Annotated in this window: 33 protein-coding genes; all 33 read right to left on the bottom strand. The window is 40.6% G+C overall.

Features of this window, described 5'->3' with window-relative positions; genetic code table 11:
- Positions 1-72 precede the first annotated feature (72 nt).
- On the bottom strand, positions 73-816 hold the full coding sequence (gene rpsB / locus FPV17_RS12465) for a 30S ribosomal protein S2 (protein WP_035398923.1): 744 nt from the start codon (positions 814-816) through the stop codon (positions 73-75).
- 161 nt (positions 817-977) lie between these two features.
- Positions 978-1382 (bottom strand): DUF6115 domain-containing protein, encoded by a 405-nt coding sequence (locus FPV17_RS12470; RefSeq protein ID WP_144559162.1) that lies wholly within the window; start codon positions 1380-1382, stop codon positions 978-980.
- Between the two features lie 13 nt (positions 1383-1395).
- On the bottom strand, positions 1396-2151 hold the full coding sequence (locus tag FPV17_RS12475; protein WP_060704008.1) for a FliA/WhiG family RNA polymerase sigma factor: 756 nt from the start codon (positions 2149-2151) through the stop codon (positions 1396-1398).
- 15 nt (positions 2152-2166) lie between these two features.
- Positions 2167-2652, bottom strand: a complete 486-nt coding sequence (locus tag FPV17_RS12480; protein WP_035398519.1) for a chemotaxis protein CheD — start codon at positions 2650-2652, stop codon at positions 2167-2169.
- Positions 2649-3248, bottom strand: a complete 600-nt coding sequence (locus FPV17_RS12485; RefSeq protein WP_246117208.1) for a chemotaxis protein CheC — start codon at positions 3246-3248, stop codon at positions 2649-2651. The genes FPV17_RS12480 and FPV17_RS12485 overlap by 4 nt, the downstream gene beginning before the upstream one ends.
- A 2-nt stretch (positions 3249-3250) precedes the next feature.
- Positions 3251-3862, bottom strand: a complete 612-nt coding sequence (locus FPV17_RS12490) for a CheB methylesterase domain-containing protein (protein WP_144559163.1) — start codon at positions 3860-3862, stop codon at positions 3251-3253.
- Positions 3859-4443 carry a hypothetical protein gene (locus FPV17_RS12495; RefSeq protein WP_144559164.1) on the bottom strand — a complete coding sequence of 195 codons (585 nt, stop codon included), beginning with the start codon at positions 4441-4443 and terminating at the stop codon, positions 3859-3861. Before FPV17_RS12495 ends, FPV17_RS12490 begins: the two co-directional genes overlap by 4 nt.
- Complete coding sequence (locus tag FPV17_RS12500) at positions 4427-5413, bottom strand: flagellar biosynthesis protein FlhF (protein ID WP_144559165.1); 987 nt, start codon at positions 5411-5413, stop codon at positions 4427-4429. The genes FPV17_RS12495 and FPV17_RS12500 overlap by 17 nt, the downstream gene beginning before the upstream one ends.
- A complete protein-coding gene (gene flhA / locus FPV17_RS12505) occupies positions 5410-7449 on the bottom strand; it encodes a flagellar biosynthesis protein FlhA (RefSeq protein WP_144559166.1) in 2040 nt (679 codons plus the stop codon). The genes FPV17_RS12500 and flhA overlap by 4 nt, the downstream gene beginning before the upstream one ends.
- 18 nt (positions 7450-7467) lie before the next feature.
- Positions 7468-8556, bottom strand: a complete 1089-nt coding sequence (flhB, locus tag FPV17_RS12510) for a flagellar biosynthesis protein FlhB (protein ID WP_246117037.1) — start codon at positions 8554-8556, stop codon at positions 7468-7470.
- Positions 8553-9332 carry a flagellar biosynthetic protein FliR gene (gene fliR, locus FPV17_RS12515; RefSeq protein ID WP_060704002.1) on the bottom strand — a complete coding sequence of 260 codons (780 nt, stop codon included), beginning with the start codon at positions 9330-9332 and terminating at the stop codon, positions 8553-8555. The genes flhB and fliR overlap by 4 nt, the downstream gene beginning before the upstream one ends.
- On the bottom strand, positions 9333-9602 hold the full coding sequence (gene fliQ, locus FPV17_RS12520) for a flagellar biosynthesis protein FliQ (RefSeq protein ID WP_038480712.1): 270 nt from the start codon (positions 9600-9602) through the stop codon (positions 9333-9335).
- A gap of 15 nt (positions 9603-9617) precedes the next feature.
- The gene (gene fliP / locus FPV17_RS12525) at positions 9618-10295 is read right to left on the bottom strand and encodes a flagellar type III secretion system pore protein FliP (RefSeq protein ID WP_437183326.1); all 678 of its coding nucleotides are present in this window, start codon (positions 10293-10295) and stop codon (positions 9618-9620) included.
- On the bottom strand, positions 10295-10921 hold the full coding sequence (locus FPV17_RS12530; RefSeq protein WP_186370617.1) for a flagellar biosynthetic protein FliO: 627 nt from the start codon (positions 10919-10921) through the stop codon (positions 10295-10297). The genes fliP and FPV17_RS12530 overlap by 1 nt, the downstream gene beginning before the upstream one ends.
- Entirely contained in the window at positions 10896-11258 is a 363-nt protein-coding gene (locus tag FPV17_RS12535) for a response regulator (protein ID WP_035398530.1), read from the bottom strand. The genes FPV17_RS12530 and FPV17_RS12535 overlap by 26 nt, the downstream gene beginning before the upstream one ends.
- Before the next feature lie 24 nt (positions 11259-11282).
- Positions 11283-12428, bottom strand: a complete 1146-nt coding sequence (fliY, locus tag FPV17_RS12540) for a flagellar motor switch phosphatase FliY (RefSeq protein ID WP_144559169.1) — start codon at positions 12426-12428, stop codon at positions 11283-11285.
- Entirely contained in the window at positions 12421-13410 is a 990-nt protein-coding gene (gene fliM, locus FPV17_RS12545) for a flagellar motor switch protein FliM (RefSeq protein WP_144559170.1), read from the bottom strand. The genes fliY and fliM overlap by 8 nt, the downstream gene beginning before the upstream one ends.
- 15 nt (positions 13411-13425) lie before the next feature.
- Positions 13426-13854, bottom strand: coding sequence for a flagellar basal body-associated protein FliL (gene fliL / locus FPV17_RS12550; RefSeq protein ID WP_060703998.1), 429 nt, complete (start codon positions 13852-13854; stop codon positions 13426-13428).
- A complete protein-coding gene (locus tag FPV17_RS12555; RefSeq protein ID WP_060703997.1) occupies positions 13851-14069 on the bottom strand; it encodes a flagellar FlbD family protein in 219 nt (72 codons plus the stop codon). The genes fliL and FPV17_RS12555 overlap by 4 nt, the downstream gene beginning before the upstream one ends.
- A gap of 9 nt (positions 14070-14078) precedes the next feature.
- On the bottom strand, positions 14079-14855 hold the full coding sequence (flgG, locus tag FPV17_RS12560) for a flagellar basal body rod protein FlgG (RefSeq protein ID WP_124742214.1): 777 nt from the start codon (positions 14853-14855) through the stop codon (positions 14079-14081).
- Between the two features lie 2 nt (positions 14856-14857).
- The gene (gene flgD, locus FPV17_RS12565; RefSeq protein WP_052008311.1) at positions 14858-15298 is read right to left on the bottom strand and encodes a flagellar hook assembly protein FlgD; all 441 of its coding nucleotides are present in this window, start codon (positions 15296-15298) and stop codon (positions 14858-14860) included.
- Entirely contained in the window at positions 15285-16817 is a 1533-nt protein-coding gene (locus FPV17_RS12570; protein WP_186370618.1) for a flagellar hook-length control protein FliK, read from the bottom strand. Before FPV17_RS12570 ends, flgD begins: the two co-directional genes overlap by 14 nt.
- Before the next feature lie 4 nt (positions 16818-16821).
- Positions 16822-17361 carry a magnesium transporter MgtE N-terminal domain-containing protein gene (locus FPV17_RS12575; protein ID WP_144559172.1) on the bottom strand — a complete coding sequence of 180 codons (540 nt, stop codon included), beginning with the start codon at positions 17359-17361 and terminating at the stop codon, positions 16822-16824.
- Positions 17358-17804, bottom strand: a complete 447-nt coding sequence (gene fliJ / locus FPV17_RS12580) for a flagellar export protein FliJ (protein WP_035399096.1) — start codon at positions 17802-17804, stop codon at positions 17358-17360. Before fliJ ends, FPV17_RS12575 begins: the two co-directional genes overlap by 4 nt.
- A complete protein-coding gene (locus FPV17_RS12585) occupies positions 17804-19129 on the bottom strand; it encodes a FliI/YscN family ATPase (RefSeq protein ID WP_060703991.1) in 1326 nt (441 codons plus the stop codon). The genes fliJ and FPV17_RS12585 overlap by 1 nt, the downstream gene beginning before the upstream one ends.
- Complete coding sequence (fliH, locus tag FPV17_RS12590; protein WP_186370619.1) at positions 19110-19892, bottom strand: flagellar assembly protein FliH; 783 nt, start codon at positions 19890-19892, stop codon at positions 19110-19112. The genes FPV17_RS12585 and fliH overlap by 20 nt, the downstream gene beginning before the upstream one ends.
- A complete protein-coding gene (gene fliG, locus FPV17_RS12595) occupies positions 19885-20892 on the bottom strand; it encodes a flagellar motor switch protein FliG (RefSeq protein WP_035396968.1) in 1008 nt (335 codons plus the stop codon). Before fliG ends, fliH begins: the two co-directional genes overlap by 8 nt.
- A gap of 17 nt (positions 20893-20909) precedes the next feature.
- Entirely contained in the window at positions 20910-22490 is a 1581-nt protein-coding gene (fliF, locus tag FPV17_RS12600) for a flagellar basal-body MS-ring/collar protein FliF (protein WP_060703989.1), read from the bottom strand.
- A 22-nt stretch (positions 22491-22512) separates the two neighbouring features.
- Positions 22513-22812 (bottom strand): flagellar hook-basal body complex protein FliE, encoded by a 300-nt coding sequence (fliE, locus tag FPV17_RS12605; protein ID WP_060703988.1) that lies wholly within the window; start codon positions 22810-22812, stop codon positions 22513-22515.
- Positions 22813-22821: 9 nt separating this feature from the next.
- Complete coding sequence (gene flgC / locus FPV17_RS12610; protein ID WP_035396962.1) at positions 22822-23253, bottom strand: flagellar basal body rod protein FlgC; 432 nt, start codon at positions 23251-23253, stop codon at positions 22822-22824.
- Positions 23254-23264: 11 nt separating this feature from the next.
- Complete coding sequence (gene flgB / locus FPV17_RS12615; protein ID WP_035396961.1) at positions 23265-23663, bottom strand: flagellar basal body rod protein FlgB; 399 nt, start codon at positions 23661-23663, stop codon at positions 23265-23267.
- Between the two features lie 348 nt (positions 23664-24011).
- Complete coding sequence (gene codY, locus FPV17_RS12620) at positions 24012-24791, bottom strand: GTP-sensing pleiotropic transcriptional regulator CodY (RefSeq protein WP_144559174.1); 780 nt, start codon at positions 24789-24791, stop codon at positions 24012-24014.
- Between the two features lie 21 nt (positions 24792-24812).
- Entirely contained in the window at positions 24813-26216 is a 1404-nt protein-coding gene (hslU, locus tag FPV17_RS12625; RefSeq protein ID WP_144559175.1) for an ATP-dependent protease ATPase subunit HslU, read from the bottom strand.
- Between the last annotated feature and the right edge of the window lie 30 nt (positions 26217-26246).

Here is a 26246-nt window from a genome sequence, read left to right on the forward strand (position 1 = left end):
ACAAATCTTTTTCACAAAAAAAAGGCGGGAAAGGGTTAATCTCCCTTCACCACCCTTTTTGGAGTCCAACATTTATGCTGTCGTCGTTTCCTCAACGTCTTCAGAATTTGTATCTTCTAAGACTACTTCTTCTTCACCAGCAGTTGCTTCGATTACAGCATCAGCCATTTTTCCAGTTAGTAATTTAACGGCGCGAATCGCGTCATCATTACCTGGAATCACGTAATCCACTTCATCTGGATCGCAGTTTGTGTCTACAATCGCAACGATTGGAATATTTAGCTTGTGTGCTTCCGCAATTGCAATACGCTCTTTACGTGGGTCAATAACGAATAAAGCGTCAGGAATGCTATTCATGTCTTTAATACCGCCTAAGAATTTCTCTAGACGATCCATTTCTTTTTTAAGAAGGATAACTTCTTTTTTAGGAAGAACATCAAATGTACCGTCTTCCTGCATTTTTTCAAGATTCTTTAGACGTGTAATACGCTTTTGAATCGTTTCGAAGTTTGTTAATGTTCCACCTAACCAACGTTGGTTAATGTAGTACATTCCAGAACGAATCGCTTCGTCACGAACTGAATCCTGTGCTTGTTTCTTTGTACCAACGAAAAGAATTTTTCCTCCGTCAGCTGCAAGATCACGAACAAAATTGTACGCACTCTCGACTTTCTTGACCGTTTTTTGAAGGTCAATAATATAAATACCGTTTCTTTCTGTGAAGATGTAGCGATCCATTTTTGGGTTCCAACGACGAGTCTGATGACCGAAGTGAACACCAGCTTCTAGTAATTGTTTCATGGAGATAACTGCCACACCAAACACCTCCTTATGGTTTTTTTTATCCTCCGCAGCATTCATTTCTTGACGACACACTTATCTATGATAAGAGCACCTTCGCCAAAATCCTTCTGCGTGTGTATTTAACACCGTCAATTATCGTATCATATTTGCTGTTGATAAGCAAGGTGACGGCGCTAATTATTTTGGTTTTGCTTATTTACATGTTGAATAAGCTCGACTTCTCGTATTCCAATCTTTAACGTTTTGGCAATATCAGCAGCATGATGGCCATTGCGTTGATAGGTTCGAATCCGATCGACTACTTGATCACGGTTTAATTCAGGTTGTTTTTCAGTAGAACGGGTCGTATCGGTTTTAACATCAACACTAGTAGACTGCTTTTCGTTCGTTCGATTGAGCTGCTGATGAAATGCATCGATGACAATTTCATTATCCTTCTTGATATCGTGTAAAAAAAGAGCAAGCGCTTCTTCTAACTCTTCTTTTGTTAAACGTTGATTTACCTGATGCTGAAGCTTTGCAATCTTGAGACCTAATCCAAAGACAGCGAGTATAAGTAAGCTGATCCATATCCCCATTAGATCCCTCCTTCTAACGAACGAACGCTCGTTCCACAAACCCCTGCTTTAGTTTTTTGATCGCTTTTGCGTGAATCTGTGAAATTCTTGACGTAGATAGATTTAACACTCTTCCAATGTCCGTTAACGATAATTCTTCGAAATAACTGAGTTGAATGACGAGCTGCTCGTTTTCGTTCAACGCCTTTAACCGCTCAATCAGTTCATTCTTTGTATCTGTTTGAATAAGACGTTCACCGGGTTGTTCTATTTGTTCGTCTTTTACCTGTGTTTGATAGACACCATCACCTGTTGATGACACTAGCTCGTCAAACGAAATATTCATACTCGTAAATTGATCATATCTAATCGATGAAACTTCTTTTGCTGATAACTTCATTTCAGCAGCAATTTCCTTTTCATGAACGGATCGACCTTGAACTTGCTCAAGTTGCTCAACAATTTGGTCCATTCGTTTGATCTTTTCTCGAACCGTCCGTGGCAAGCGGTCTTCTTTTCGAAGACCATCAATCATGGCACCACGAATGCGAAACGACGCATATGTATCAAATTTCAAATCCCGACTTGGGTCAAATCGCTGGATGGCATCAAATAAGCCTTCTAAAGCATGACTTTTTAACTCATCTTTTGTCACCGTTGCTGGCAATGTTTTTGATACACGCTGAACATGAAATTGAACGAGAGGTAAATAATAGTGAATTAATGCTTCAATCGCTTCACTTGATTTTGATTCGTGCCACAATGCCCAAAGCTCAGCTTCTGATTTCATTCTCTTCCTCTCCTTCTATATCTGTTTAATCGTTTTGCTCGCTGTACGCACGTGCATGGTGAACGTAGGTAGTGTAAATTCTACGGTTCTCCCACACGCTCCACCTACATCTTTTGCTACCACTGGAATATGGGCATCTTCAAGCCATAGCGTTACAGCTTCTACATTTCGCTTTCCGATTTGCATGTATTCTTGTCGCATCGCATGACGGAACATTTGCGCTCCTCCTGCTATCTTTGCTTGTAAGTTGCTAGCACCTTGATTGACTAACTCCCTGTGTAAAAGTGTCAACGCTGTATCCGCATAGCGCCAAGGATTAAATGCTGTTTTTCTAGCTTGGTTTGAATCTGGAAGCATAATATGAACCATACCGGCGTGTACATAAGTATCATCATAGAGAACAACACAAACACAAGAGCCTAACCCACATGTTCGCAGTGTTCCTGAACGACTTAATACTTTCCATTCACCAATTGAGATTGTTTCACGTTGCTCATTCATGTACGATCTCTTTCAAGGGCTCTTTTTAGTACTGCGACAGCCCTCTCATTTGGTATAAAAAGCAAAAATCCTTCCATTCCTTCTTCTTCGTTTTTTACTTTCATGGACGTTTCCATTAGAAAAAACTGATCTACTTCAACAAGTTGATAGGTCGCCTCTGCCAGAACCGCACTTCCGATATCGATGGTTAACTCCGTTACAAGTGGATAAAGCGTTAATGACGTTAGAGAACCAATCGCTGTCACATAAGAGCCTATGACAATATTGCCAATCTCTTGGAACGCCGAAGAAGCAAGCGGGTACGTGTGTACATCAAGATCACTTTCTACATTAGGTAAGACCATTTTTACTAGGCGCACCGCTGTATCCATACTTGTTAAGAAAAACATTGTCCCTTCCACATCACCAGCGATTGGTGCATGTACCGTAGCACACACCTCTTGGTGGTAAGCACTCAACCGCGGTAAATCTTCCATTGCATGAAGGGCAATTTCCGGCACATTCATCGCTACTTGGCGCTGTAAAAGAGTTGATAAAGCCGTTGCCGCAAAGCCAGTGCTAATGTTAGCAACTTCCTTTAACAGATCTTTTTCCATTGTCACAGTGAGGCTCCCCTTTCGTGTAACCATTTTCCAATATCAATATGAGTCAATTCCCAGTCTACTTGCCCGGTCTTGACTGCTGCATGAGGCATACCCGAAATAATGGCACTTTCTTCTGCTTCTGCTAAAATGGTGCAGCCACCTGATTGTTTTACTGGTTGTAAGGAAGCCGAACCATCTCTACCCATGCCGGTTAAAATAATCAAGATTTTTTTGTTAAAAAATGTAGTCGAAGCAAACAATGTATTAATTGATGGATGATACAAATCATTCTGATTCGGTTCTGTTATCTGGAAAAAAGCACGATTTCCTCTCTGAATAAGCGTAGTTTGCCATCCTCCAGGCGCTATATAAACAACACCAGTTTGTACAGGTTCATCATGTTGCGCTTCCTTTATTTGAAATGAAAACTGTTCATTTAAACGCTTAGCTAATAAAGCGGTAAAATGCCCTGGCATATGTTGGGCAATAACAATCGGATACGGCAATTGATTTGGCAGCTGTTCAAACAGCTTTTGCAAAGCATTTGGGCCACCAGTTGAGCTGCCGATGGCAACAATCACAGAGGGGCCATTCCGATGATCCACTTGATCTCGTTCAATCATCATTTTGCCATTAACCAATCTTTTATTAATAACCCAATTGCCTCATAGACCGCATCCGTAAAACCGGCGCTTGCTTGATTTACTAATCCGAGATCCACTACATCAATCTCCAGAAAACGACTTGCCGTTTTGCGTAAATTTAATCGCGCTTGTTGATTTCGTTCGTTCGAATCCTCTTCAGCTCCGATGATATAGGCGCGGGGAGGTGTATGATTTTTCAATAATTGATAAGCATCGAGGAGACGCTCTTCATTTGCTGATAAAAACAAAATAGCCGGAATATCGGCTGAACGAAGCACCTCTTCTCCTTCTACCTGGATGAAAAGACATACGTCAATTCGCAAAGACGAAGATTGTTGTAGAACATCTGGATGCAATAGCTGATCTTGAAATTTCGGTCTGAACCGTGCCTTCGCCTCTGGTGTGGCGACGCAAAACGATTCATACCCATAATCACTCAATGATTGAATCAATTGCTCAATAATAAAGGCTTCTTCTTTATGCTGTATATAAAGATGTAAGGACTTTCTTTTTTTTAGTGCATGCTCAACTGATCGTTGTCGTAGATCATACGCTTGATCCATTGTGTTCCCCCTCCAAGCGTAGCCATCCGATTAACTGCTCGGCAGTCGGATAACACAAATCATTTGGTACATGTTGTCCTGTTGTTACACAGGAAATCGGCTCTTTTCGTTTGTAAAGTAGCTCTGTTAGTAGCGACATCGTTCGTGTTTCATCTTTTTTCGTTAAGATGAAACTATCGATTGTGACACTTGAAAACGGCTTTAACAGTTGCTCAAGATCGCTTGATTTCATCGTTAAACTTAACGCGACATGGCATTCTACGTCGCTCCTTGTTGTTAGAAATTGAACAAGTGGATCAGCGAGCTGTGACTGCAAGTAATTATCTCCTGGTGTATCAATAAAGATCCTATCAGCGGTTACGTTATTGCAAAGGGATGTTAATTCAGAAGCATCGTATGCAACATGGCACGGACAGTCTAAAATCTCGCTATACTTCTTTAGTTGCTCGACGGCCGCAATTCGGAACGTGTCTAACGTAATAAAAGCGATTGATTTTCCTTGATCATAACGAGCGTGAGCAGCGAGCTTCGCGACGGTCGTTGTCTTTCCTACACCAGTTGGTCCCAAGACACAACATATTCGCTTTTCTCCGATTACCGCCGTTTGCGGTTTTAAAACAGCCTGTAGCATTTGGTTATAAATTGTTTCTACTCCTATGACACCGCGATCTTCTATCATTTTTGCTGTGAGGGCCAATCCTTTTTTTACGGTTGGCGTAACTTCTAAACGATCAATATATGGTTTGACGCTCTGCACTTCTTTTACAATGGTACTTTCATGGAGGTGGGTTCGTTGCTTCTGTTCTTCAATGCCAATCGTTAGTTGACAAACTTCTTTTTTGAAAAAACCGAGCCAACCACCTTCCTTTACATAGCGAGAGTGCAAAATAACGGCTTTTGAACCAATGCTCTGGCGCATCAGCTCATAGGCTTGCTCGTACGTAGGTGCTTTGATTTTTTTTATGATCACTGCAATCTCACCACCCCTACGCTTTGTACTTCAACATTAGCGTCTAGTTCGTTGTATGAAATGACGGGTACTTGAGGAAGATAACGTTCAATTAAATGTCGCATATACATTCGAACAGCTGGTGAGCATAAAATGACTGCCTGTTGTCCCATTTCTGCTAGTTTCGTTGTTTCTGATGCGGTTTGCTGCAGAATCGTTTGCGAGTCAGCCGGTGCTAACGCTAAAAAATGCCCGTTTTCATTTTGTCCAACTGCATCAGCAATACGCTTCTCAACTTCACTAGCCAGTGTAATAACGGCTAGTTTATTCTGCTCGTCTGTTAACTGCTCCGAAATCTGCCGAGAAAGCGCTTGACGAACATACTCGGTCACCACGTCCATATCTTTTGTTCGTGAACCGTAATCCGCAAGGGTCTCGAAAATCATTGGTAAATTACGAATGGATAATTGTTCTCTTAAAAGATTCTTCAATACTTTCTGTACATCTCCAATAGATAAAGGTGTTGGGGTTACCTCTTCAACTAGGGTTGGGTACGTTTCTTTCACATGGTCTATCAAGGCTTTGGTTTCTTCTCTTCCTAGAAGTTCGTGCGCATAGGTTTTTAACAACTCGGTTAAATGAGTCGAGATAACCGTTGGCGGATCAACAACCGTATAGCCTGACAGTTCCGCTTCTTCTTTTACATCTTCTGTTACCCACATGGCTTCTAAACCAAAAGCAGGCTCGACCGTTGGAATGCCTGTAATACGCTCGTCATCAATACCTGTACTCATCGCCATATAATGATCAAGAAGGACCTCTCCCTTTGCCACCACATCACCTTTAATTTTTATTGTATACGCGTTAGGCTCCAACGATAGGTTGTCTCGAATGCGAATAACGGGAATCATTGTTCCAAGTTCAAGTGCCATTTGTTTACGAATCATAACGACTCGATCAAGCAAATCGCCTCCTTGATTCGCATCCGCAAGGGGAATTAAGCCATAGCCAAATTCGAATTCGATTGGATCCATTTTCATTAACGACAAAACAGATTCAGGTCCTGTTGGCTCTGGTACATCTGCTGTTTCTTCTTGTAGCTGATGTTCCATTTCCTCTTCAACTGCTCGAGTTTTTGATAAACGGTAACCAGCAAATGCAAGCAGTCCAGCAACAGAAAACGTCACGACTTTTGTAATAGGCGTTGTAACTCCTAAAAGGAAAATCGTCGTAGCGGTAACGTACAATAGTTTTGGGTAAGCAAAAAGTTGCTTTGTTAAGTCATTTCCTAAGCTCCCCTCAGAAGCAGCTTTTGTGACAATAACACCTGTTGCAGTAGAAATGAGTAATGCCGGGATTTGTGTAACAAGACCGTCTCCAACAGTAAGTAATGTATACGTGCTCGCAGCAGTAGATAGATCCATTCCCATTTGCATCATGCCAATAACAAGACCAAAAACCATATTAATAATGACGATTATAATGCTAGCAATAGCATCGCCCTTTACAAATTTACTCGCTCCGTCCATTGAGCCATAAAAATCTGCTTCATTTTCAATTTTTTCACGGCGGGCTTTTGCTTCACGATCGGAAATTAACCCGGCATTCAAATCGGCATCAATACTCATTTGCTTTCCTGGCATTGCATCAAGGGTAAATCGGGCACCGACTTCTGACACTCGTTCAGCCCCTTTTGTAATAACAAGGAACTGAATAATAATGAGAATCAAGAACACAACAAACCCTACAACCGCATTCCCACCAATAACGAAGCTTCCAAACGTATCAATCACGTTTCCAGCATGTGCTTCCCCTAAAATGGAACGGGTTGTTGAAACACTTAACCCTAAACGAAACAATGTTACAAGAAGAAGCATTGTTGGAAACACAGAAAATTGAAGCGCATTTTTTGTATTCAGTGCCACAAGTAAAATGAGTAGCGATAAAGAGATATTAAAAATAATTAACACGTCTAACAAAAATGGAGGGAGTGGTATGATGAGCATCACAATGATTAGAATCACACCAGCAAGTACACTTAAATCTTTCGCTTTCATTGTTCCCCTCCTTCATCTTTATGTATTGCCATTTAGTTGGTACACATAGGCCAAAACTTCAGCTACCGCTTCAAACATCTCTTCGTTGACTTGGTCATTCACTTGTAAGTTGGCATACATCGTCCGTGCAAGCCATACATTTTCAACCATTGGTACGTGATGTTCGCGGGCAATTTTTTTTATTCTTTCTGCAGCATAGTCCATTCCTTTAGCAAGAACATAAGGAGCATCCGCTTTCTCTTGATCGTATTTAAGAGCAACTGCAAAATGAGTCGGGTTCGTAATAATGACGTCTGCTTTTGGAACATCTTGTGCCAATCGTGCCATCGACATTTCCAATTGCTTCTGCTTTCGTCTTGCCCGAATTTTTGGATCACCTTCACTTGTTTTGTGCTCATCACGAATGTCTTTTTTCGACATTCGTATTTGCTTTTCATGATCGTACCGTTGATAAAGGTAATCGGGTATGGCTAAGATGAGCAAAAGAATAGCAGCGACAATCCCCATCATTAGCGCTAGTTCTCCTACAGTAACAGCACTCACTTCTATATTTTTTTGCGACAACAGTAAAACATCCTCAATGTTGATATACAAGACAATAACCACTGCTGCCCCAACAAAAACTATTTTTAAAATCGATTTCGCTAGCTCTACTAACGCTCTCGCAGAAAAGATTCGCTTTGCCCCTTTTATAGGGTCAAGCTTTTCAAGCTTTAGCTTTAATGGATCTGTTGTAAAAAGCGATCCTACTTGTAGAAAGCTCCCAAAAGCACCAGCAAGAACCGTAATAACCATGAGAGGCAACACAAGTATGGCCATATTCCACGTTAACTTCTGAAACAAGCTAGCAATGTTTGGCTCAGTCACATCAACATGAAGGAAGCGAGAAAGACTATCGAGCATCATTCCTTGTAAGCCACTAAAAATAGCTGGTCCCGCAAACAGCCATAAGATAATAAACGCTACAAAGAGCATAAGCGCTGTATTGACATCCTGACTCTTTGGAATTTGTCCTTTTTTTCTAGAATCTTGCCGCTTTTTCGGTGTTGCTTTTTCGGTTTTTTCATCAGCAAACCATTGTAAATCCATCACAAGTCTACTGTTCACCCTGATCCACCGAACCCTTCTAACAACTCCCGCATGGCAAGAATCATTTCTTTAAACAAATAGTTCATACTCATAAAGAAAACGCCGATATAAATAAAGAGAATAATAAGACCAGCCATTAGTTTAATTGGCATACCAACAACAAATACATTCATTTGTGGAACCGTTCTAGAGACAATCCCTAGCGCAATATCAACTAAAAATAAGGAACCAACTACTGGAAACGCCATCGAAACGCCAAAGGCAAATAGAAAGCCCATTAACATCGCGACCTGCTCGACTATTGCCCCTTGTGCTAATGGGAGAAACAATTGATCAATTGGTACAAACTCAAAGCTATACACAGCACCATCCAACAATAAATGATGACCGTCAATAATTAGTAAGTATAGTAGGGCGAATACATATAAGTAGCTACCAGTAAGTGGACTTTGCGCACCAGTTTGTGGATCAACAACGTTTGCAAGCATAAAGCCCATATGAAAATCAATTAATCCCCCAGCAATTTGCACAGCATACAAAAGCATCATCGCGACTAATCCAGTTAAAAGACCCACGAGTGCTTCTTTTATAAGTAAAATGGCGTACGTTGCATCTATTGAGACTGTCGGAAAATCAACTGACATAACAAGAAGCAGCGCAACGATACTAGCAATACCGACTTTAAAAGGTAGTGGAATCGTCCGATAGTTGTATAGCGGGAGCACAAGAAAGAAAGAAGCAATCCGAACGAAAACAAGTAAAAACGTCGGATACAATTGAATAAATACGTCCATTTAGCCAATATACCTAAATAAGTTGCTATAGATGCTATAGGTCATTTCCGTTAGCTGTGATAGCATCCATGGCCCAAGAATAACCAACCCAACTAAAACCCCAACGATTTTCGGGATGAAAGCAAGTGTTTGTTCTTGGATTTGTGTCGTTGCTTGAAAGATACTCACGAAAAGACCTAAAGCTAACGCAATAAGTAAAAGTGGTCCGGCGACAAGCAAAACCGTCCATACACCGCTTTGAGCTAGGTTCGTTACCGTTTCAAGATTCATACAACACGCTCCTTCCTATTGATAGCTAATGAGCAGACTCTGTACAATGAGATACCAGCCATCAACGAGAACAAATAACAAAATTTTAAAAGGTAATGCGATCATAACTGGCGGTAACATCATCATCCCCATTGACATTAAAATACTTGCGACAATCATATCGATGACAAGAAATGGAATAAATATTAGAAATCCAATTTGAAAGGCTGTTTTTAATTCGCTTATTGCAAACGCTGGGATAAGCGCTGTAATCGGCACATCTTCTAAAGTCTCAGGTTGCTCATAGCCGCCGTAGCCCATAAACAAAGCAAGATCCTTTTCTCTTGTGTGTTGCGCCATAAATTGCTTTATTGGCACAATCGCCGCATCGAGTGCCTCTTCTCCTGTAAGCTCACCCTCTGTTAGCGGAATATAAGCTGATTCATACACATCTTGGATCACTGGTGCCATAATAAAAAATGTCATAAAAAGAGCAAGTCCGATTAATACTTGATTGGGTGGTGTCGTTTGTGTTGCTAACCCTTGCCGGACAAAAGAAAGTACGATAATAATCCTCGTAAAGCAAGTCATTAAAATTAATATCCCTGGTGCAATCGACAAGATGGTTATGAGTAAAACAATTTGTAGCGTAGTTGCAATGGTGCCTTCATTTGTTAAGTCGACATTTAAAAACGAAAGAATAAACAAATCCATCATAGAGACTTCGGACCTTCATCATGCATTCTTACTTTCTTTTTCAACCCTTGATTCTCTAGATTTAAACGAGAAGTCAAGATGTCTTGAAACGTTGAAGGCGATTGTCGTTGGTTATCTGCCGTCTTTAACCAAGGTAAAACTTGCGTTAGTCCACCTTGTTCCCCTTCAGGTTGATGCTTTTTGAGGATGGCTTCCATTTCATCTGGATCGTCTATCGTATCCAATAACTGAACTTGATCACTTACACCAATGACAAGTAGCTTTTCTCCAACACGCACCAGTTGTACCGATCGGTTGCCACCTAATGAGACACCAGAAAGCAACGACAGTCCTTTTGCTTCTTGAAAAGAACGTGAGCGTTTGTTTATAAACTTCAATAGCGTTACAAGTAAAAAAATCACAACAAGCAGCGCACCAATCATTTTTAATCCACTAACCCATGGAGATTCGGTTGCTACTGCCGTTTCCTCTACCTCGGCATCAGAAGAAGCACATGCTTCTGACTCCATTGCTTCTTGTACACTGCAATCTTTCGCTAAGGCGTGCTCGTGCTCTACAAGGGCAAAGCAAAGCACGACCACTACGAAAAGTAACCCCTTAACCGATTGCTTTAGAAATGGCATCAATGACCCGATCGGCTTGGAAAGGTTTGACAATAAAGTCTTTTGCCCCTGCTTGGATTGCATCAATAACCATTGCTTGTTGTCCCATTGCCGAGCACATAATGACATTAGCATTGGGATCATACTCTTTAATTTCCTTTAGTGCGCTTATCCCATCTTTGTCAGGCATTGTAATATCCATGGTTACTAAATCTGGAGCTGTTTCTTTGTATTTCTCAAGTGCTTCGTTTCCATCGTTCGCTTCTGCCACAACGGTATACCCATTTTTTTCTAAAATATCTTTTAACATCATTCTCATAAAAGCTGCATCATCTACAATTAAAATTTGTTTCGCCATCGTTGTTTTCTCCCTTTTTCTCAACTAATTCAAGTGATTAATTCGTTCTTTTTTACTAACGATATCTGTTATTCTAACGCCGAAATTCTCATCAATTACGACTACTTCTCCCTTAGCAATAAGTCGATCGTTTACGCGAACATCGACAGGTTCACCAGCTAATTTATCCAGCTCAATAATAGATCCTTGTGAAATCGTTAAAATTTCTTGTATCGTTTTTTTCGTTCTACCTAGTTCCACCTTTACTTCTAAAGGTATTTCTAAGAGCATATCTAAATTTTTCATCTCGCTATCTGGTAAGTTTGGTTTTTCAAAATTAGAAAAGACCGCTTTTTCTACAAGATGCTCTTTCGCCATAGTTGGAGTTGGTTGTTTAACGCGATTCGGTTCCTCTTCTTGTTTAAAGAATGTAGGTTCTTCAACCGGTTCCTCTTTTTCTACATGCGTTGCTTCAACTTCATTTGTTTCTCCGAGCAAGGCTTGCGCATAACTTTTTCCAAATGGCACGTTAATAATCTGTAATAATTGTGAGTCAATTAAATCACCTAACTTCAACGAAAATGAAATACCGATAAGATGATCGCCTTCTGGCACATACTCCGGTTTTTTTTGTGAATTAAAGTCGACAATTTGCACCCGAGGAGGGGAAATATCGACTCTCCTATTAAATAATGTTGACATTGATGTTGAAGCAGACCCCATCATTTGATTCATCGCTTCTTGGACAGCACTTAAGTGCATATCTGTTAACGTTTCATCTGGTTGCTCGCCAGTACCACCTAACATTAAGTCTGCTATAATGGCAGCATCTTTGGTCGTAATAACGAATAAATTAGAGCCTTCAAAGCCCTCTGTATAATCAACATGAACAACGACATGAGGATGAGGGAACAAATCATGTAATGTGGATTGATCAATTGACTTAACAGTAGGCGTTGTTATTTCCACTTTTTGATTTAACAAAGTGGATAGTGCTGTCGCTGAGCTCCCAAAAGAAATATTTCCTATTTCACCAATGGTGTCTTGCTCCATCGGTGTGAGAATATCAGTGATTTCCACTGTTTCAAGCTCATGCTCTTCGTCATTTTTCTCGGGGGCAGATGAGTCATCTTCTTTTAACCCTTGTAATAATGCGTTAATTTCGTCTTGAGAAAGAGGTCTATCATTCATCTTCCGTTCCTCCTACAATATCTGTCACCTGAATAGCCATCCTGTCTCGTTGTAAGCCTGGTTGGCCCTTAAATTTTAATGCGCCACCGACATTCATATGTAAAGGTGATGATAGTTCTTGGTCTAGCGTTATAACATCATCGATGCTTAGTTTTAAAAACTCTTCAATTGTAATAGTAGACCTTCCTAATTCTACAGCGACATCAATTGTGGTTTTTTTCAGCTGTCGGTTCATCATTTCTTCTTCTTCAGGCGAAATGGAACGTCTTTGCTCTTGGAACCAATGATGATTAGTCAACTTAGGTAATACGTCTTCTAAGACAACATGTGGTAAACAGATTGTCATTAACCCAGACGTCTCTGCAATACTCGTCGCTAGTGAAATGACAACAACCGTTTCATTCGGCGAAACCATCTGCAAAAAGTGTGGGTTAACTTCTGTTACTTCTGAAACCGGTTCAAGTTGAACGACAGATGACCACGCTTCTGCAAAACTTCGAACCATTGAATCAAACAGTCCGGAAAGGATGTTCTTCTCAATATCCGTTAAATTATCAATTTTGTTAATGCTTGTTCCTCTACCACCAAGCACACGATCAAACATCGCATAAGCAACATTGGGGTTTGTTTCAAGCAAAAATCGACCACTCAACGGTCTTGGTTCAACTACATTTAAAAACGTCATCGACGGTATGGAACGAACATATTCTTCGTATGGCACTTGCTCCACTGACGCAACTTGAATCTGAACAAGTGAACGGAGCCTTGCAGAAAAATAAGTTGTTAAAATGCGTGCGTAGTTTTCATGAATGCGTGACAAGTTTCTCATCTGGTCTTTAGAAAAACGAAGGGCGCGTTTAAAATCGTACGTTCGCACCTTTTTTTCCGCTTCAACCTTTAATAAGTCCTCTGCACTCTTTTCACCGGTTGTTAATGCTGAAAGAAGTTCGTCAATCTCCCCTTGTGACAATACATCTGCCATAAGCTCACCTCTTCTTTACTGAACAACTTTAGTCGTAGTATATACCGCTTCCACACTCCCAGAATCGAGGTGTTGGTTTAATTGCGCCTTCATTTCTTCTTCTAGCTCTTGGATGCCTTCTGCACCTAACAAATCTTCTGCTGATGTTTCAGCTAATGCTAACAGGACCACATGCTTGACTTGAAAATCCCGCTCTTCAAGTTCCGTTAATGTGGTTGCATCATCAAGCTGAATACGAAACTGGGCACGGATAAATTCACCGCTTTTTAAATTGGTCGTAATTTCTTCTGTGTCAAATGAGCGTTTATTAATGTTCTCAATAGAAGCATTTGCTTGCTCTGTGTCATTATGAAATGGACCTATCCCTAAAAGATACAGCCCTCCTACCAGAAGAGCAGCACCCATAACAATACTGAGGAAAACACCTATAATACGTTTACTCATTCTTCATCCACTCTTTGCTGCTTATAGGAACCAACGAGCCCAATCTCTCTCATGGCTTGATTGATGTTCTTACCTACCGTTTCTATTGAATCAGCAACAACGATTTTCTTGCCGCTCACGAGTGTAATCGTCGTATCAGGGTGCGCTTCAATTTGCTCGATTAATAATAGATTTAAGAGCATGGAACGCCCGTTTAATCGCGTAACCGAAATCATAGTTATCTCCTATCTCTTTAAGTTAACAATTTCTTGTAATATTTCATCAGATGTAGTGATCACTCGGGAATTAGCCTGAAACCCTCGTTGTGCCACGATCATTTCTGTAAATTCATCGGTTAAATCTACATTGGACATTTCTAAAAATCCACTTTGAACTTCTCCAGCTCCATTAGTATCAGTTATGTTTGGTGCTCCAGAAGCTGCCGTTGCTGAAAATAAATTGCCGCCTACCTTTGTTAATCCATCAGGATTTGCAAAAGTCGCAACTTGTAACGTTGTCCCTGGCGCATCGGAGCCAACAAAGTTTATCGTTCCTTCAGAATCAATCGTCACTTCTGTTGCATCCTCTGGTACCTCAATTCGTTCGCCAGCTTGATTGAGTAAATACGCTCCAGAACTGTTGACAATGTTATTGTTTGAATCAATATAGAAGTTTCCAGCCCTTGTGTAGTATGTTTCTCCATTTGATTGGACTGCGAAAAAACCAGCACCGTTCATCATTAAATCTAAGCTACGACCCGTGTATTGCGCAGGACCCTCGCCATGAACCGTATCAATCGCTCCTACAGTCGAACCTGTACCTACTTGCTGCGGATTTACACCGCCTTGATTCGCACCTGGGGCAAGAGCTGATTGCATTTGTTGACTCATTAGATCTTGGAACATGACGCGCCCTTTTTTAAAACCGTGCGTATTAACATTGGCGATATTATTTCCGATGACATCTAACTTTGTTTGAAACCCTTTCATGCCTGAAATGCCTGAATACATTGATCGAATCATGCTTATCGCTCCTTTTCTGTTTGTGTAGCCTGTGTAATTTGTAATAAATGACCTGCTTTAATCCATTCATCACGATTAATTTCGACGATTAGTTCTCCGTTTTTATCATACTTTACAGCGGTTACCTCTCCACTGCCTTCCTTATCTTCATTTTTCCAGGTCACATGTTTACCGATTAATTCACTTAAACTCATAAGCTGCTGACTTTTCTGATCTAAATACATATATTGCATCGTTGCATTTAGCTGAGTTAACTGCTCTAGCTGAGAAAAGGTTGCCAATTGCGCAATATATTCTCGATCTTCCATAGGATTTGTTGGGTCTTGATGCTGTAGTTGAGTGATTAATAGTTTTAAAAAAGCTTCTTGACCTAAAGGATTCGATTGTGACTTCGCTTGTTGCTTTTGTGAGGAAAGCATTAGACTTGGATCAATTTGCGTCATACTCATTCACTCCCCTACTTAATATAGTGGACATCCAGTCTTGAAAATCAGTTGTTTTTTTCTTTTGAGCCGCCTCTAGCAATCGTTGTTTTCTCATCTGGTCATTTTCCTCTTGACGCCCTTGCTGCTTTTCTTGCTCAGACCAATCATCTTCCATCTTCACCACTTCGACTTTTGTATCCTGTAAGGAACTAAGCTGACGAAGTTGATTAAGAGAGCGATCTAATGCTTCTTTCGCCGTCTGGCGCTCAGCGATAATTTTCACTACGAATCCTTGGCCTTGCTGCATAAATTGAATGGTTACTCTTCCAAGAGACTCAGGGTGAAGCTTAACGAGCACCTGCTGGTGTCGCTCAGCTGTATAGGTTGTTTTAGCTGCACGAATAATTCTCAGAAGTTGGCGGGTTAATAGCGAGTCATTTGACTCTTGTGGTTTTACAGGCTCCGCTACCACCTTGCCTACCGGCTGCTTGTCAACTACGTATCGTTCCCCCGCGTGCATACGATCATCTTGTTTGGTCGGTTCTGAAGAGATTGTCACCGTATGTGTATGTTGCTGACGAGTCGTTCCCGATTGCGATAACTCTTTTTGCGCATGCTCTTCTGTTAAGCCATGCTTCTCCATATTGAGGAGGTCGAGATCATCTGCACTTGCCTCTTCCACTTGACCATCATTTGAATGCAAGAGCTTCTCGTCTAACGTTCTCATTTTCACAACATCTGTCGTTCCTTTTTTTAACGAAGCTTGCTCTATGTCTTGCGGCTCTATCTCTTGTTGCTTTATATTTTCTTGCTTTAAAGGCAACTCTTCTTCCTGTACGATCATGTCAGCAGAAACTTGAGGCCTTTCCTCATTCACTACTCGTCCATTCAATCGAGGGACGGCTCCATCAAATGGTGTTGCTTCACTTTCAATAAACGGCATGGATGCATCCGCTTTATTTAGCAACACTGATTCACTACGTTGTCCGTCATAAGAAGTCCTTGTTCCTTCTACCGATTGAATCATGACCGGCCGCGTCTCCGTGTCTTCATACTGCCCATCGTCTATTCTCAAAGAAGTATGAAGCTTTTGAGTCGACTGTGGCATTGGAATTTCAGATAAATCGGATGCTTTGACTTGCTTTGTTTCCCCTATTTGATTGGACGTTTCGCTCACTTCTGCTGAATAAAAAGTTTGCTTATTTACTATGTGCGATTCATCTACAAGCTTATCTTCTTTTATAGGTACGTCTTGCTCTAATTGGGGCATTATTTCTGTAAGATACAGCATACTTGCCACTTCATGATTCCCCTGTAATGGCGTTTGCGATTGATTGTCGTGTGCGACTATCAGCTCACCGTCTAGTTGCTCTTCCTTATGATTCCTTTCCATTTGCCATGAAACTTGTTCCTTGAATAAATCCATTGTAGTTGAAAATAAAGTCGTTTCCATAGACTTTGGAGAGCCTCTTTTCGTAAGAGTAGAGCCAACAATGGTTGAGCGACCTTCCATTACTGTATTTGCTTGGTGCGTCATTTTCTTAGACACCCTCATTCGCTAATCGTTCTATTAATTCAGCTCCTTTTTCAGCCGGTAAACGTCCTATGATTGAAGCTCTTAGTGATTCATCCATTGCTTGTACATGTGCGAACGCTTCCTCAAAGGGGAGTTCATCGATAATCGCTGCTGCCCGCTTAGATGACATTTCTTTATAGGTATTTACAACAGAACGGAGTCGGTTCTCCTGTTCGGTATTCACATTCACTTGCTCCGGAACGGTAGCTGTTTCCTGTACACTAGTTTCTTCTTCTGACGCTTGCGAAGTACTACTCATTACCGCTAATTCATTTTCTGTTTCACGAAGCTGTGTTTGTAATTGTATGATTTCTTGTTCCAACTCTGCTATCGTTTCTTCAACTGCCTGATCCACATCAGAACGATTTTCCTGGAACAGAGATCCTGCGCTTGGTAAGCCAAATAATGGACCTATATAAATATAGCCAACAATGAGCAGCAGAATGAACGGTACAAATATAGAGACGAGAAGCATTTTTGATTGTTTCCGCTTGTCTTTCTTCATCCAATTAAAGCCCGATTAAACTGATTTACACTTATTTCATCCATTTGCTGTTGTTCACGTTTCCGTTCATCCTGCTCGTATTGCTGTGCTTGTCTTTCTTTTAACCGTTCAAATTGCTTGTGTGAACGCGCAGTAAATTGATACCGTTCTTCTTGTCTCTGCATTTCCACTCGTGCTTGATCTGTTTCTTCTTTAATTTTCATAATAGCCTTCTCTAGCTGTGAAAGATAAAGCGACATTTGTACACACTCACTCACTTTCATTCCTACAGCTTGATTTGAATGAACTGATTTCTCAAGCGTTTCTTTCTCTTTCAATCGTTCATATAAAGACGTTGCCGTACGTTCGAAAGAAGCTCGTGCCAAGTCGACTTGTTTTTTTGCTTGGATTTGATCATGTTTCTTCACATCCATTACTTGTTGAAGAGAAAATGAAAATGTCATTATTCTTTCTTTACTCCTTTCACTAAGTGCATCATTTCGGCGAATGTAGACGAGAAATCATAACATTCGCCAGAGCGCTGTGACAAAAACTGCAACAGCTGCGGCATCGCTTCAATCGCACGGTCGATTGCCGGCGACGCACCCTGCTTATAGGCACCAAGCTGTATTAAATCTTCTGTTTCTTCATAATCAGCAAGCCAGCGTCTCATTTCTTTTGCGGCTTGAGCATGATCGTCGCTTACTAATTCACTCATTAAACGACTAACACTTTTCAACAAATGAATTGCTGGAAACTGTCCTTTGTTTGCCAAACCTCGATCAAGAATAAAATGCCCATCTAAAATACCACGGACAGCATCTGCAATTGGCTCATTCATGTCATCCCCGTCAACTAAGACAGTGTAAAATGCGGTAATGGTCCCTTTTTCACTCGTACCTGCTCGCTCTAATAATTGCGGTAACTTTGCAAACACAGATGGTGGATACCCTTTGGAAGTTGGGGGCTCACCAATCGCTAGTCCGATTTCTCGATGGGCCATAGCAAAACGTGTAACAGAGTCCATCATTAAGTTAACCGCCAGACCTTGATCACGGAAATATTCTGCGATAGCGGTTGCGGTTAAAGCCCCTTTTACTCGCTGTAAAGGGGGTTGATCAGAGGTTACGACAATCAGTACAGATTTCTGTAATCCTTCTGGGCCAAGATCTCTTTCAATAAAATCCCTTACTTCCCTGCCCCTCTCACCGATAAGAGCAATAACGTTCACATCTGCATCCGACTGTTTTGCAATCATTGACATCAACGTACTTTTACCGACGCCACTTCCAGCAAAAATTCCAACGCGTTGCCCTTTCCCCATCGTGAGCATACTATCAATAGCTTTCACCCCAACGCTCATTGTTTCACTAATTCGAGGTCGAGTCATTGGTGGAGGCGGCTCACTGTCAGCTGGATAAAACCTATCAAAAGAATCTATGTGCCCATCAGCGAGGTCAAATGGTGTACCGACACCGTCTACTAATTTCCCAATCAATGCAGGTCCCACTGGAATCATTAAGGATTGTTTTGTTGTTTCCACTAAGCTACCTAATTCTATATGATCGATGCGATCAAGAGGCATGAGCAATACACGGTCGTGGTCAAAGCCAACAACTTCTGCACGAATCTTCTTTTTTTTATCTTGACCTGTCCATATATAACAGAGCTCTCCGATAAACGATCGAGGTCCTGACGATTCAATCGTTAGTCCCGTCACTTTCTTCACTTGTCCGTACCATTTATAAAGTGTGCTCGCCTCGACTTGATCAATTAGTTGTTTCCACATAGTCTTTTCCTATCACGCGCATTAGTTGTTGTTTTAATTCAAGTAGCTGTGTATCTAAAGAAGCATCAAGCCGCCCTGCATTCGTAACAATGACACATTCTGTTTCATTCCTTTGAGCGTCTGGAATAATTCTAAAATCTTGGCATGCTGGTAGCTGTTGCTGAAGCTCTGCTTTCGAATCAACAAGCTTTTTATACCATGAAGGGTGTACATACACTTTAATTAATTCCATATCTTTCACTTCTTGCAAAATTTGGGCGAGCATTGTAGCAAGCGTATTCTCATGTTCTAACTCACTTTTTAACACACGCCTTACGATGGAAAGAGCCAGCTCAATTAAAAACGGTTCATTTCTTTCAATCGATTGCTCCACTTCGTCTTGAGCTTGCTCCAATAAATGACGTGCTTCTGTTAACTTCCCTTCATAAATCGACAGCGCCTGAGATTCGCCGGCGTTAAAACCGGTTTCATATCCTTCTGATTGTGCTTGTAGCTTACGTTCTTCCCATTGTTGTTCCAATTGGGTTGCTCGTTCCGCTAGTTCTACATCAATCTGTTGAGCGCGTGCTCTTGCTTCCATTAGAATAGCCTCAGCTTCTCGGTTCGCTTGAGCGACAAGTTGCTTGCTGTCATCGTCCAACGTCTTAACTACTTCTATGTCAGACTTAGATTCAATTTCAGATGGAAGGTTCTGTTCTATTTGCTGGATACCAATGGCTCGTTTTTTAGACAACTCTGTGCTTACACGAATAACGTTAGACAAGGATGTCCTCTCCATTCGTTCGCGCTAAAACGATTTCACCCATATCTTCAAGGTCACGAATTTTCGCAACAATTCTAGACTGGGCTTCTTCTACATCTCGTAAACGAACTGGACCCATATATTCCATTTCATCTCTAAACGCCTCAGCCATACGCTGTGACATATTTGAAAAGATCGATTCTTTCACATCATCACTCGCTACTTTTAAGGCCAACTGTAAATCATCGTTTTGTACGTCTCGAATAACACGCTGAATAGCTCTCTTTTCAAGAGTGACAATATCCTCGAACACAAACATTCGTTTCTTAATTTCTTCTGCTAGCTCTGGATCTTGGATATACAATCCATCAAGGATCGTTCGTTCTGTGGATCGGTCGACTCCGTTTAACACCTCTACAACGGCTTCGATCCCGCCAGCCTCTGTATAGTCTTGGGTAATCGTTTGTGATAATTTTTCTTCTAATACTTTCTCTACTTGCGAGATCACTTCTGGTGAAGAGCGATCCATCATGGCAATTCTTCGCGCTACATCGGTTTGAATCATTTCGGGTAAAGATGAAATAATTTGACCAGCTTGCTTTGATGGAATATACGATAGGACAACAGCAATTGTTTGAGGATGCTCATGCTGTATAAAATTCAAGATTTGCGATGGATCCAGTTTTCTTGCAAAATCAAACGGACGGACTTGAATGGTTGCTGCCAAACGGTCAATAACAGAAGCAGCTTCTTCTTCACCTAACGCTTTTTCTAAAACAGATCGGGCATAACCAATGCCCCCTTGCGACAAATATTCTCTCGCATCAACAATGGCTTTAAATTCATCTAGCACATTCGCTTGCGTCTCTTTATCAATTTTTCGAACTGCAGATATTTCAAGTGACAACAATTCAATTTCTTCTTCCGATAAATGCTTGTATACTTGTGCAGCTGAATCTGGGCCAAGCGAAATTAACAATACTGCCGCTTTTTGTTTCCCAGTTAATTGTACGATAGCCAAGCGATCACACTCCTTTACTAATCCTCAGACAACCACGTTCTAAGTAATTTAGAAAATTCTTCTGGGTTTTGATTCGCTAATTGATTCAACTCTTTCAGTTGCTTTTTCTCTTCTTTCTCTTCTTTTTCAGTAAAGCGGATGGGCTCATCTTCTTCTATATCTAAATGGGTGCTCTGATCTTCTATCGCTATTGTATCTGCTTGTTTACGAGTCCGAATTAAAAGAACAATAAGCAAGACGATAAACAGAAGTAACGCTACAGCTGCAATGATCATCCACATCGGAATGCCTTGTGCAGGTTGCTCATTTTCGATTTGGGCCGATTCAGCGAACGGAACAGACGAGATGGAGACTCGATTCGTTGCTGCTGGAGCCTCTTCTACCGTTGCTGGGATCGTTGTCTCAACAATTGTATTGAGCATTGCTGATAGATTGTCCATTTGCTGAGCCGGAAGCTGCATCATTCCTTCTGGCGGATTAACCATAGCCTGTATGCTTACATCTCGAATCCGATAGGGGCTTTCAATAATTTCTTTATGGATTCGGTTAAATTCATAATTAATGCGTTCTTCAGTACGTTCTGACTCACTGTCTCCTCCAGCAACCGTTCCAGTGTAATTTGGAATTTCATCACCAGTACCAGCTACGCCACCTTCACCAGCTCCTGTACCTTCATAAAATTCGGTAATACGTTCTGCACTAACCGCTAACCCTTCCATGTCCTCTTCATTAATAGGCTCAACTAAGTCTTCCGTTCGCTGTTCCTGGGTAAAATCAATATCTGTTGTGACAGAGACAATGGCATTATTTGGTCCAACAACGGCATGAAGAAGTTGCATAATGGTTTGCTCTAAATCTGCTTCAATTTGTTGTTTAATTTCTCTTTGAGATTCAAAGGAACCAGCTGCGTATGATGAATCTTCTTCTTGATATGTATAACTCATAAAATTTGAATCAGATAAAACGATATTTTCTACTGGTAGATTCGGTACGCTTCTTGCTATTAAGTGATAGAGTGCTTTTACTTGAGTTTGATCGAGGGTTGTACCCGGAGCTAAATCCAATACAACAGCGGCTGTAGCTGATTCTTGACCTGAATTTAACCAAACGCTGTCTTCCGCCAACGTAATAACAACATTGGCATTTTGTACACCTGATATGCTGCTTATTAACCCTGCTAACTCTGTCTGCATGAGAGAGCGTTCAATGACGGTGAATTCATTATCCGTCATCCCAAATCCCATTTGCTCTTGAAAGAAACTATAATCAATGCTTCCGCTTTGCGGTAATCCTTCGGCTGCTAAATCAACTTTTAAACGGTCCACTTCTCGCTCCGGAACGAGGATGGTTGTACCATCATTTGCTACTTCCGTTGTAACCCCTCTGCTTTCAAGTACTTCTTGAATTTGACCAGCCTCTGCTAGCGATAAATTGCTGTATAAAGGTGCATAATTTGTACGAAAGCTGAGCGCAATAAGCGCGGCAATAAGTAGCATTAGGACGAATACACTTGCCACAAGTAACACTTTCTGTATTTTTGTTCGCTCATTCCATTGAAGCTTTGCCTTATTTGCTATGTTCGTTACTTTTTCGTTCATGACGCCTCCACATAGAGTTTCATTATACTTGCATGCGCATCATTTCTTGATAGGCTTCTATTACTTTATTCCTTACTTCCAACGTACCTTGTAAAGCAACCGATGCTTTATTTGCCGCAATCATTACTTCATGAAGGTCAATCGGCTCTTTTCTCGCCATCGCTTGAGTGGCAGCGGAAGATTGCAATTGTGCTTCATTTACTTTTGATAAAGCATCTGTCAGTACTTGTTGAAACGATTGATTCGTAGACACGCTTTGCTTAGTAGTCGTTCCTTGATCGATTCCTAATTGGAAAGGGGATTGCATGGAATGGATGTGCATGGAATTAGCTTACCTCCCGATTTCTAATGACTTCATCAGCATATTTTTACTTGCTTGGAGAGCCGTGACATTCGCCTCATAAGAGCGAGTAGCACTTGTCATATCCACCATCTCACGGGCAATATCAACATTCGGTTTTGCCACATATCCTAAATCGTTCGCATCTGGATGAGTAGGATCATAAATAAGACTTGAAGGCGTTTGGTCATTAACAATGCCCGTTGCCACTACCCCTTCATTCAATTGTTCTTTAGCTCGATTTAAATGACTTGAAAACGATTGGGATTGTTGTACAACCATTTTTCGTTGGTATGGTTGCCACTCCCCATTAACGAGTTCTGCTCTCGTCGTATCTGCATTGGCAATGTTACTTGATGCCACGTCCATTCTTAAACGCTGCATCGTTAAAGCAGAACTTGATACATTCATACTATCGAACATCTTGTTGCCTCCTATCTACTTCCTTTAATAGCAGTTTCTAATGATTGGAAATTACTAGATATCCGATCTACAAGCGCCTGATGGTAAAGTTGATTTTCAGCCATCTTACTCATCTGTTTATCAATATCAACACTATTGCCATTGTGATTATACTGTTGCACTCGCTCTTGTAATCCCAGTGAATGAGAGTGTGGCAGTGGAAAGGCCAAGTGTCGTTCGTTTGTTTGTTTCGCTTGAAACTCATTAGAATTTGACTGAGCCGTTTGTAGGACATTTTGAAATGAAACTGACTTCTCTTTGTAATCTGGCGTATCAACATTAGCGATATTAGACGAGATGACTTTCTGCTGATTAGCCGCAAAGTGAAGCGCTTCTTCTAAAACCGAAATCGATTGTGTCGTAAACATCATACCCTCCAATCACGTTAAAAAAGACCTACAACTTTTAAAATAAGCATATTTTTCCAGTTGCTTTACATATGATAAAATTTTACTAGTTATTTTATCTTTTGTCTAAGCACTTTTAGTTTTTTTTTGATTTTGAGCAAAAAGAACTAAACATAAAAAGTTTTAATAAAACTAAATGCCTATAAATAAATGAATGTACACATCTAAAAACCTATATAAAATTTTCTAACTCTGCTAAAATAATGGAAATTGTACTATCCGAATGGAAATAGGTCTTATTTTCCAGCCTCTTCTACTCGCATCAAAAAAAGTGCTACAATCATACGATTGTAGCACTTCAACTTTAACGATTTAGTTTTCTTTTAAACGATCTAATTCAACTAAGAACTTATCATTTAATACTTTAATATACGTTCCTTTCATACCTAAAGAACGTGATTCAATAACACCAGCACTTTCTAACTTACGAAGCGCATTTACGATTACAGAACGTGTAATACCAACACGGTCAGCAATCTTGCTTGCTACAAGTAAGCCTTCTCTGCCATCAAGCTCTTCAAAAATATGCTCAACCGCTTCAAGCTCACTGTAAGACAATGAACTAATAGCCATTTGTACAACCGCTTTACTTCTTGCTTCCTCTTCAATTTCTTGCGTCTTTTCATGAAGGATTTCCATACCTACTACTGTAGCACCGTACTCAGCTAAAATTAAATCATCGTCACTGAAATGATTTTCTAATCTTGAAAGAATAAGAGAACCTAGACGTTGGCCGCCACCTTTAATTGGTACAATCGTTGTTAAGCCATTTTTAAAAATGTCGCGATTTTCAACAGGGAACGCTGTGTATTCACTGTCCACTTCAATATTTGCAGAAGTTTCTTCAATTTTGAAAAGACCTTCTGTATACTCTTCTGGAAATTGACGATCATCTAACATTTTTTTCATGCGATCATTTTCAATTTCTTCTTCAATTGAAAATCCAAGAAGCTTTCCTCTTCTACTTACAACAAAGACATTTGATCCAATTGCTTCTCGCAATGTGATCGCCATCTCTCTAAAGTTTACGTGCTGACCACTTGTCTTTTGTAGCATTTCGTTAATTTTCCTTGTTCTTGTTAATAAATCCATTACGATTCTCTCCTTAAATGTCTATAATATGAATTGACTTAAATCTTGATTCTTTGCAATTGTTCCGAGTTTTTCTTCAACGTACTGCTCTGTAATCTCCAGTTGCTCCATGTTGATGTTCGGTGCTTCAAACGATAGATCTTCTAGCAATTTTTCTAAAAGCGTGTGCAATCTTCTTGCGCCAATGTTTTCTGTTTCTTGATTTACTTGACTTGCAATCGTCGCAATCTTATGAACAGCTTTGTCTGAAAAATGAATTTCTATACCTTCCGTTTGCAAAAGAGCTTGATATTGCTTTGTTAACGCATTATCCGGTTCAACTAATATCCGGACAAAGTCATCAACTGATAAGCTTCCGAGCTCGACCCGTATCGGGAACCGACCTTGTAGTTCAGGAATGAGGTCTGACGGTTTAGCCATATGAAATGCCCCTGCTGCAATAAACAAAATGTGGTCTGTTTTCACAGCTCCATATTTAGTCACAACTGTTGACCCTTCTACAATTGGTAAAATGTCACGCTGTACACCTTCTCGTGATACATTTGCCCCTTGATCATTCTTTCCCGCTACTTTATCGATCTCATCTATGAATATCATGCCTACTTGTTCGGCACGTTTAATGGCTTCTTGCGTCACATCATCCATATCAATTAGCTTTTGCGCTTCCTCTTCTGTTAAAACGACCCGCGCATCAGCAACAGACATACGTCTTTTTTTCTTTTTCTTTGGAACCATATTCCCGAGCATTTCTTGCATATTCATGCCCATTTGCTCCATGCCAGCTCCACCTTGAAACAAATCCATGAAGCCTTGCGATTGTTCAGAAACTTCAATGGTTACGACTCGATCTTCTAGTTCGCCATTTACAAGTTTATCGTACATTTTCTTTTTCAAGTTTGCACGATTTACATCTTCTTCTTCCTTCTTGCTCTCATCTTCATCTTCTTCATCCCCTGGAGATTGAAACAGCATCTCAAACGGATTTTTATAATTGTTTTCTTTCTTCAAAGATGGAACAAGAAGATTGATTAACTTCTTATCAGCTAATTCTTTTGCTTGTTCACGAACGAGGCCAACTCGCTCTTCTTTAACAAGCCGGACGCTAGACTCAACTAAGTCACGTACCATGGATTCGACATCTCGTCCTACATAACCAACTTCAGTAAACTTTGTCGCTTCAACTTTAATGAAGGGTGCACCAACAAGCTTTGCCAGTCTCCTAGCAATTTCTGTTTTTCCAACTCCTGTAGGACCAATCATTAAGATGTTTTTCGGTGTAATCTCATCTCTCATATCTTGATCTAAAAGAGTCCGACGATAGCGATTCCTTAAAGCAATAGCAACAGAACGCTTAGCGCCTTGTTGACCTACAATATATTGATTCAGCCGTTCCACAATTTGACTCGGTGTTAGTGAACTAGTCATCTACTGCGCGCACTCCTTTGTCATGATTAA

The organism is Shouchella miscanthi (assembly GCF_007725405.1).
In the GTDB taxonomy this organism is placed as follows: domain Bacteria; phylum Bacillota; class Bacilli; order Bacillales; family Bacillaceae_D; genus Shouchella; species Shouchella hunanensis.

Bases quoted from the DNA above. Each gene is read 5' to 3' on its own strand.
- fliJ (WP_035399096.1), bottom strand. From the start codon at position 17,804: ATGACATTTTCATTTTCTCTTCAACAAGTAATGGATGTGAAGAAACAT.
- FPV17_RS12490 (WP_144559163.1), bottom strand. From the start codon at position 3,862: ATGATGATTGAACGAGATCAAGTGGATCATCGGAATGGCCCCTCTGTG.
- FPV17_RS12470 (WP_144559162.1), bottom strand. From the start codon at position 1,382: ATGGGGATATGGATCAGCTTACTTATACTCGCTGTCTTTGGATTAGGT.
- flhA (WP_144559166.1), bottom strand. From the start codon at position 7,449: ATGAAAGCGAAAGATTTAAGTGTACTTGCTGGTGTGATTCTAATCATT.
- flgD (WP_052008311.1), bottom strand. From the start codon at position 15,298: ATGACGCAAATTGATCCAAGTCTAATGCTTTCCTCACAAAAGCAACAA.
- fliY (WP_144559169.1), bottom strand. From the start codon at position 12,428: ATGAATGATAGACCTCTTTCTCAAGACGAAATTAACGCATTATTACAA.
- FPV17_RS12575 (WP_144559172.1), bottom strand. From the start codon at position 17,361: ATGAAGAAAGACAAGCGGAAACAATCAAAAATGCTTCTCGTCTCTATA.
- FPV17_RS12585 (WP_060703991.1), bottom strand. From the start codon at position 19,129: ATGTGGAAACAACTAATTGATCAAGTCGAGGCGAGCACACTTTATAAA.
- FPV17_RS12480 (WP_035398519.1), bottom strand. From the start codon at position 2,652: ATGAATGAGCAACGTGAAACAATCTCAATTGGTGAATGGAAAGTATTA.
- flgB (WP_035396961.1), bottom strand. From the start codon at position 23,663: ATGATGTTTACGACACAATCGATTTCGGTTTTAGAAGAAGCGCTTCAC.
- FPV17_RS12495 (WP_144559164.1), bottom strand. From the start codon at position 4,443: ATGGATCAAGCGTATGATCTACGACAACGATCAGTTGAGCATGCACTA.
- fliF (WP_060703989.1), bottom strand. From the start codon at position 22,490: ATGAACGAAAAAGTAACGAACATAGCAAATAAGGCAAAGCTTCAATGG.
- fliM (WP_144559170.1), bottom strand. From the start codon at position 13,410: ATGGCAGATGTATTGTCACAAGGGGAGATTGACGAACTTCTTTCAGCA.
- hslU (WP_144559175.1), bottom strand. From the start codon at position 26,216: ATGACTAGTTCACTAACACCGAGTCAAATTGTGGAACGGCTGAATCAA.
- codY (WP_144559174.1), bottom strand. From the start codon at position 24,791: ATGGATTTATTAACAAGAACAAGGAAAATTAACGAAATGCTACAAAAG.
- FPV17_RS12570 (WP_186370618.1), bottom strand. From the start codon at position 16,817: ATGACGCACCAAGCAAATACAGTAATGGAAGGTCGCTCAACCATTGTT.
- FPV17_RS12485 (WP_246117208.1), bottom strand. From the start codon at position 3,248: ATGGAAAAAGATCTGTTAAAGGAAGTTGCTAACATTAGCACTGGCTTT.
- flgC (WP_035396962.1), bottom strand. From the start codon at position 23,253: ATGTTCGATAGTATGAATGTATCAAGTTCTGCTTTAACGATGCAGCGT.
- fliQ (WP_038480712.1), bottom strand. From the start codon at position 9,602: ATGAATCTTGAAACGGTAACGAACCTAGCTCAAAGCGGTGTATGGACG.
- fliE (WP_060703988.1), bottom strand. From the start codon at position 22,812: ATGCACATCCATTCCATGCAATCCCCTTTCCAATTAGGAATCGATCAA.
- fliR (WP_060704002.1), bottom strand. From the start codon at position 9,332: ATGGACGTATTTATTCAATTGTATCCGACGTTTTTACTTGTTTTCGTT.
- FPV17_RS12535 (WP_035398530.1), bottom strand. From the start codon at position 11,258: ATGGCGAAACAAATTTTAATTGTAGATGATGCAGCTTTTATGAGAATG.
- fliL (WP_060703998.1), bottom strand. From the start codon at position 13,854: ATGAGTAAACGTATTATAGGTGTTTTCCTCAGTATTGTTATGGGTGCT.
- fliP (WP_437183326.1), bottom strand. From the start codon at position 10,295: ATGGATTTGTTTATTCTTTCGTTTTTAAATGTCGACTTAACAAATGAA.
- FPV17_RS12475 (WP_060704008.1), bottom strand. From the start codon at position 2,151: ATGAAATCAGAAGCTGAGCTTTGGGCATTGTGGCACGAATCAAAATCA.
- flgG (WP_124742214.1), bottom strand. From the start codon at position 14,855: ATGATTCGATCAATGTATTCAGGCATTTCAGGCATGAAAGGGTTTCAA.
- FPV17_RS12530 (WP_186370617.1), bottom strand. From the start codon at position 10,921: ATGCCATTTCTAAAGCAATCGGTTAAGGGGTTACTTTTCGTAGTGGTC.
- FPV17_RS12555 (WP_060703997.1), bottom strand. From the start codon at position 14,069: ATGATTTCGGTTACGCGATTAAACGGGCGTTCCATGCTCTTAAATCTA.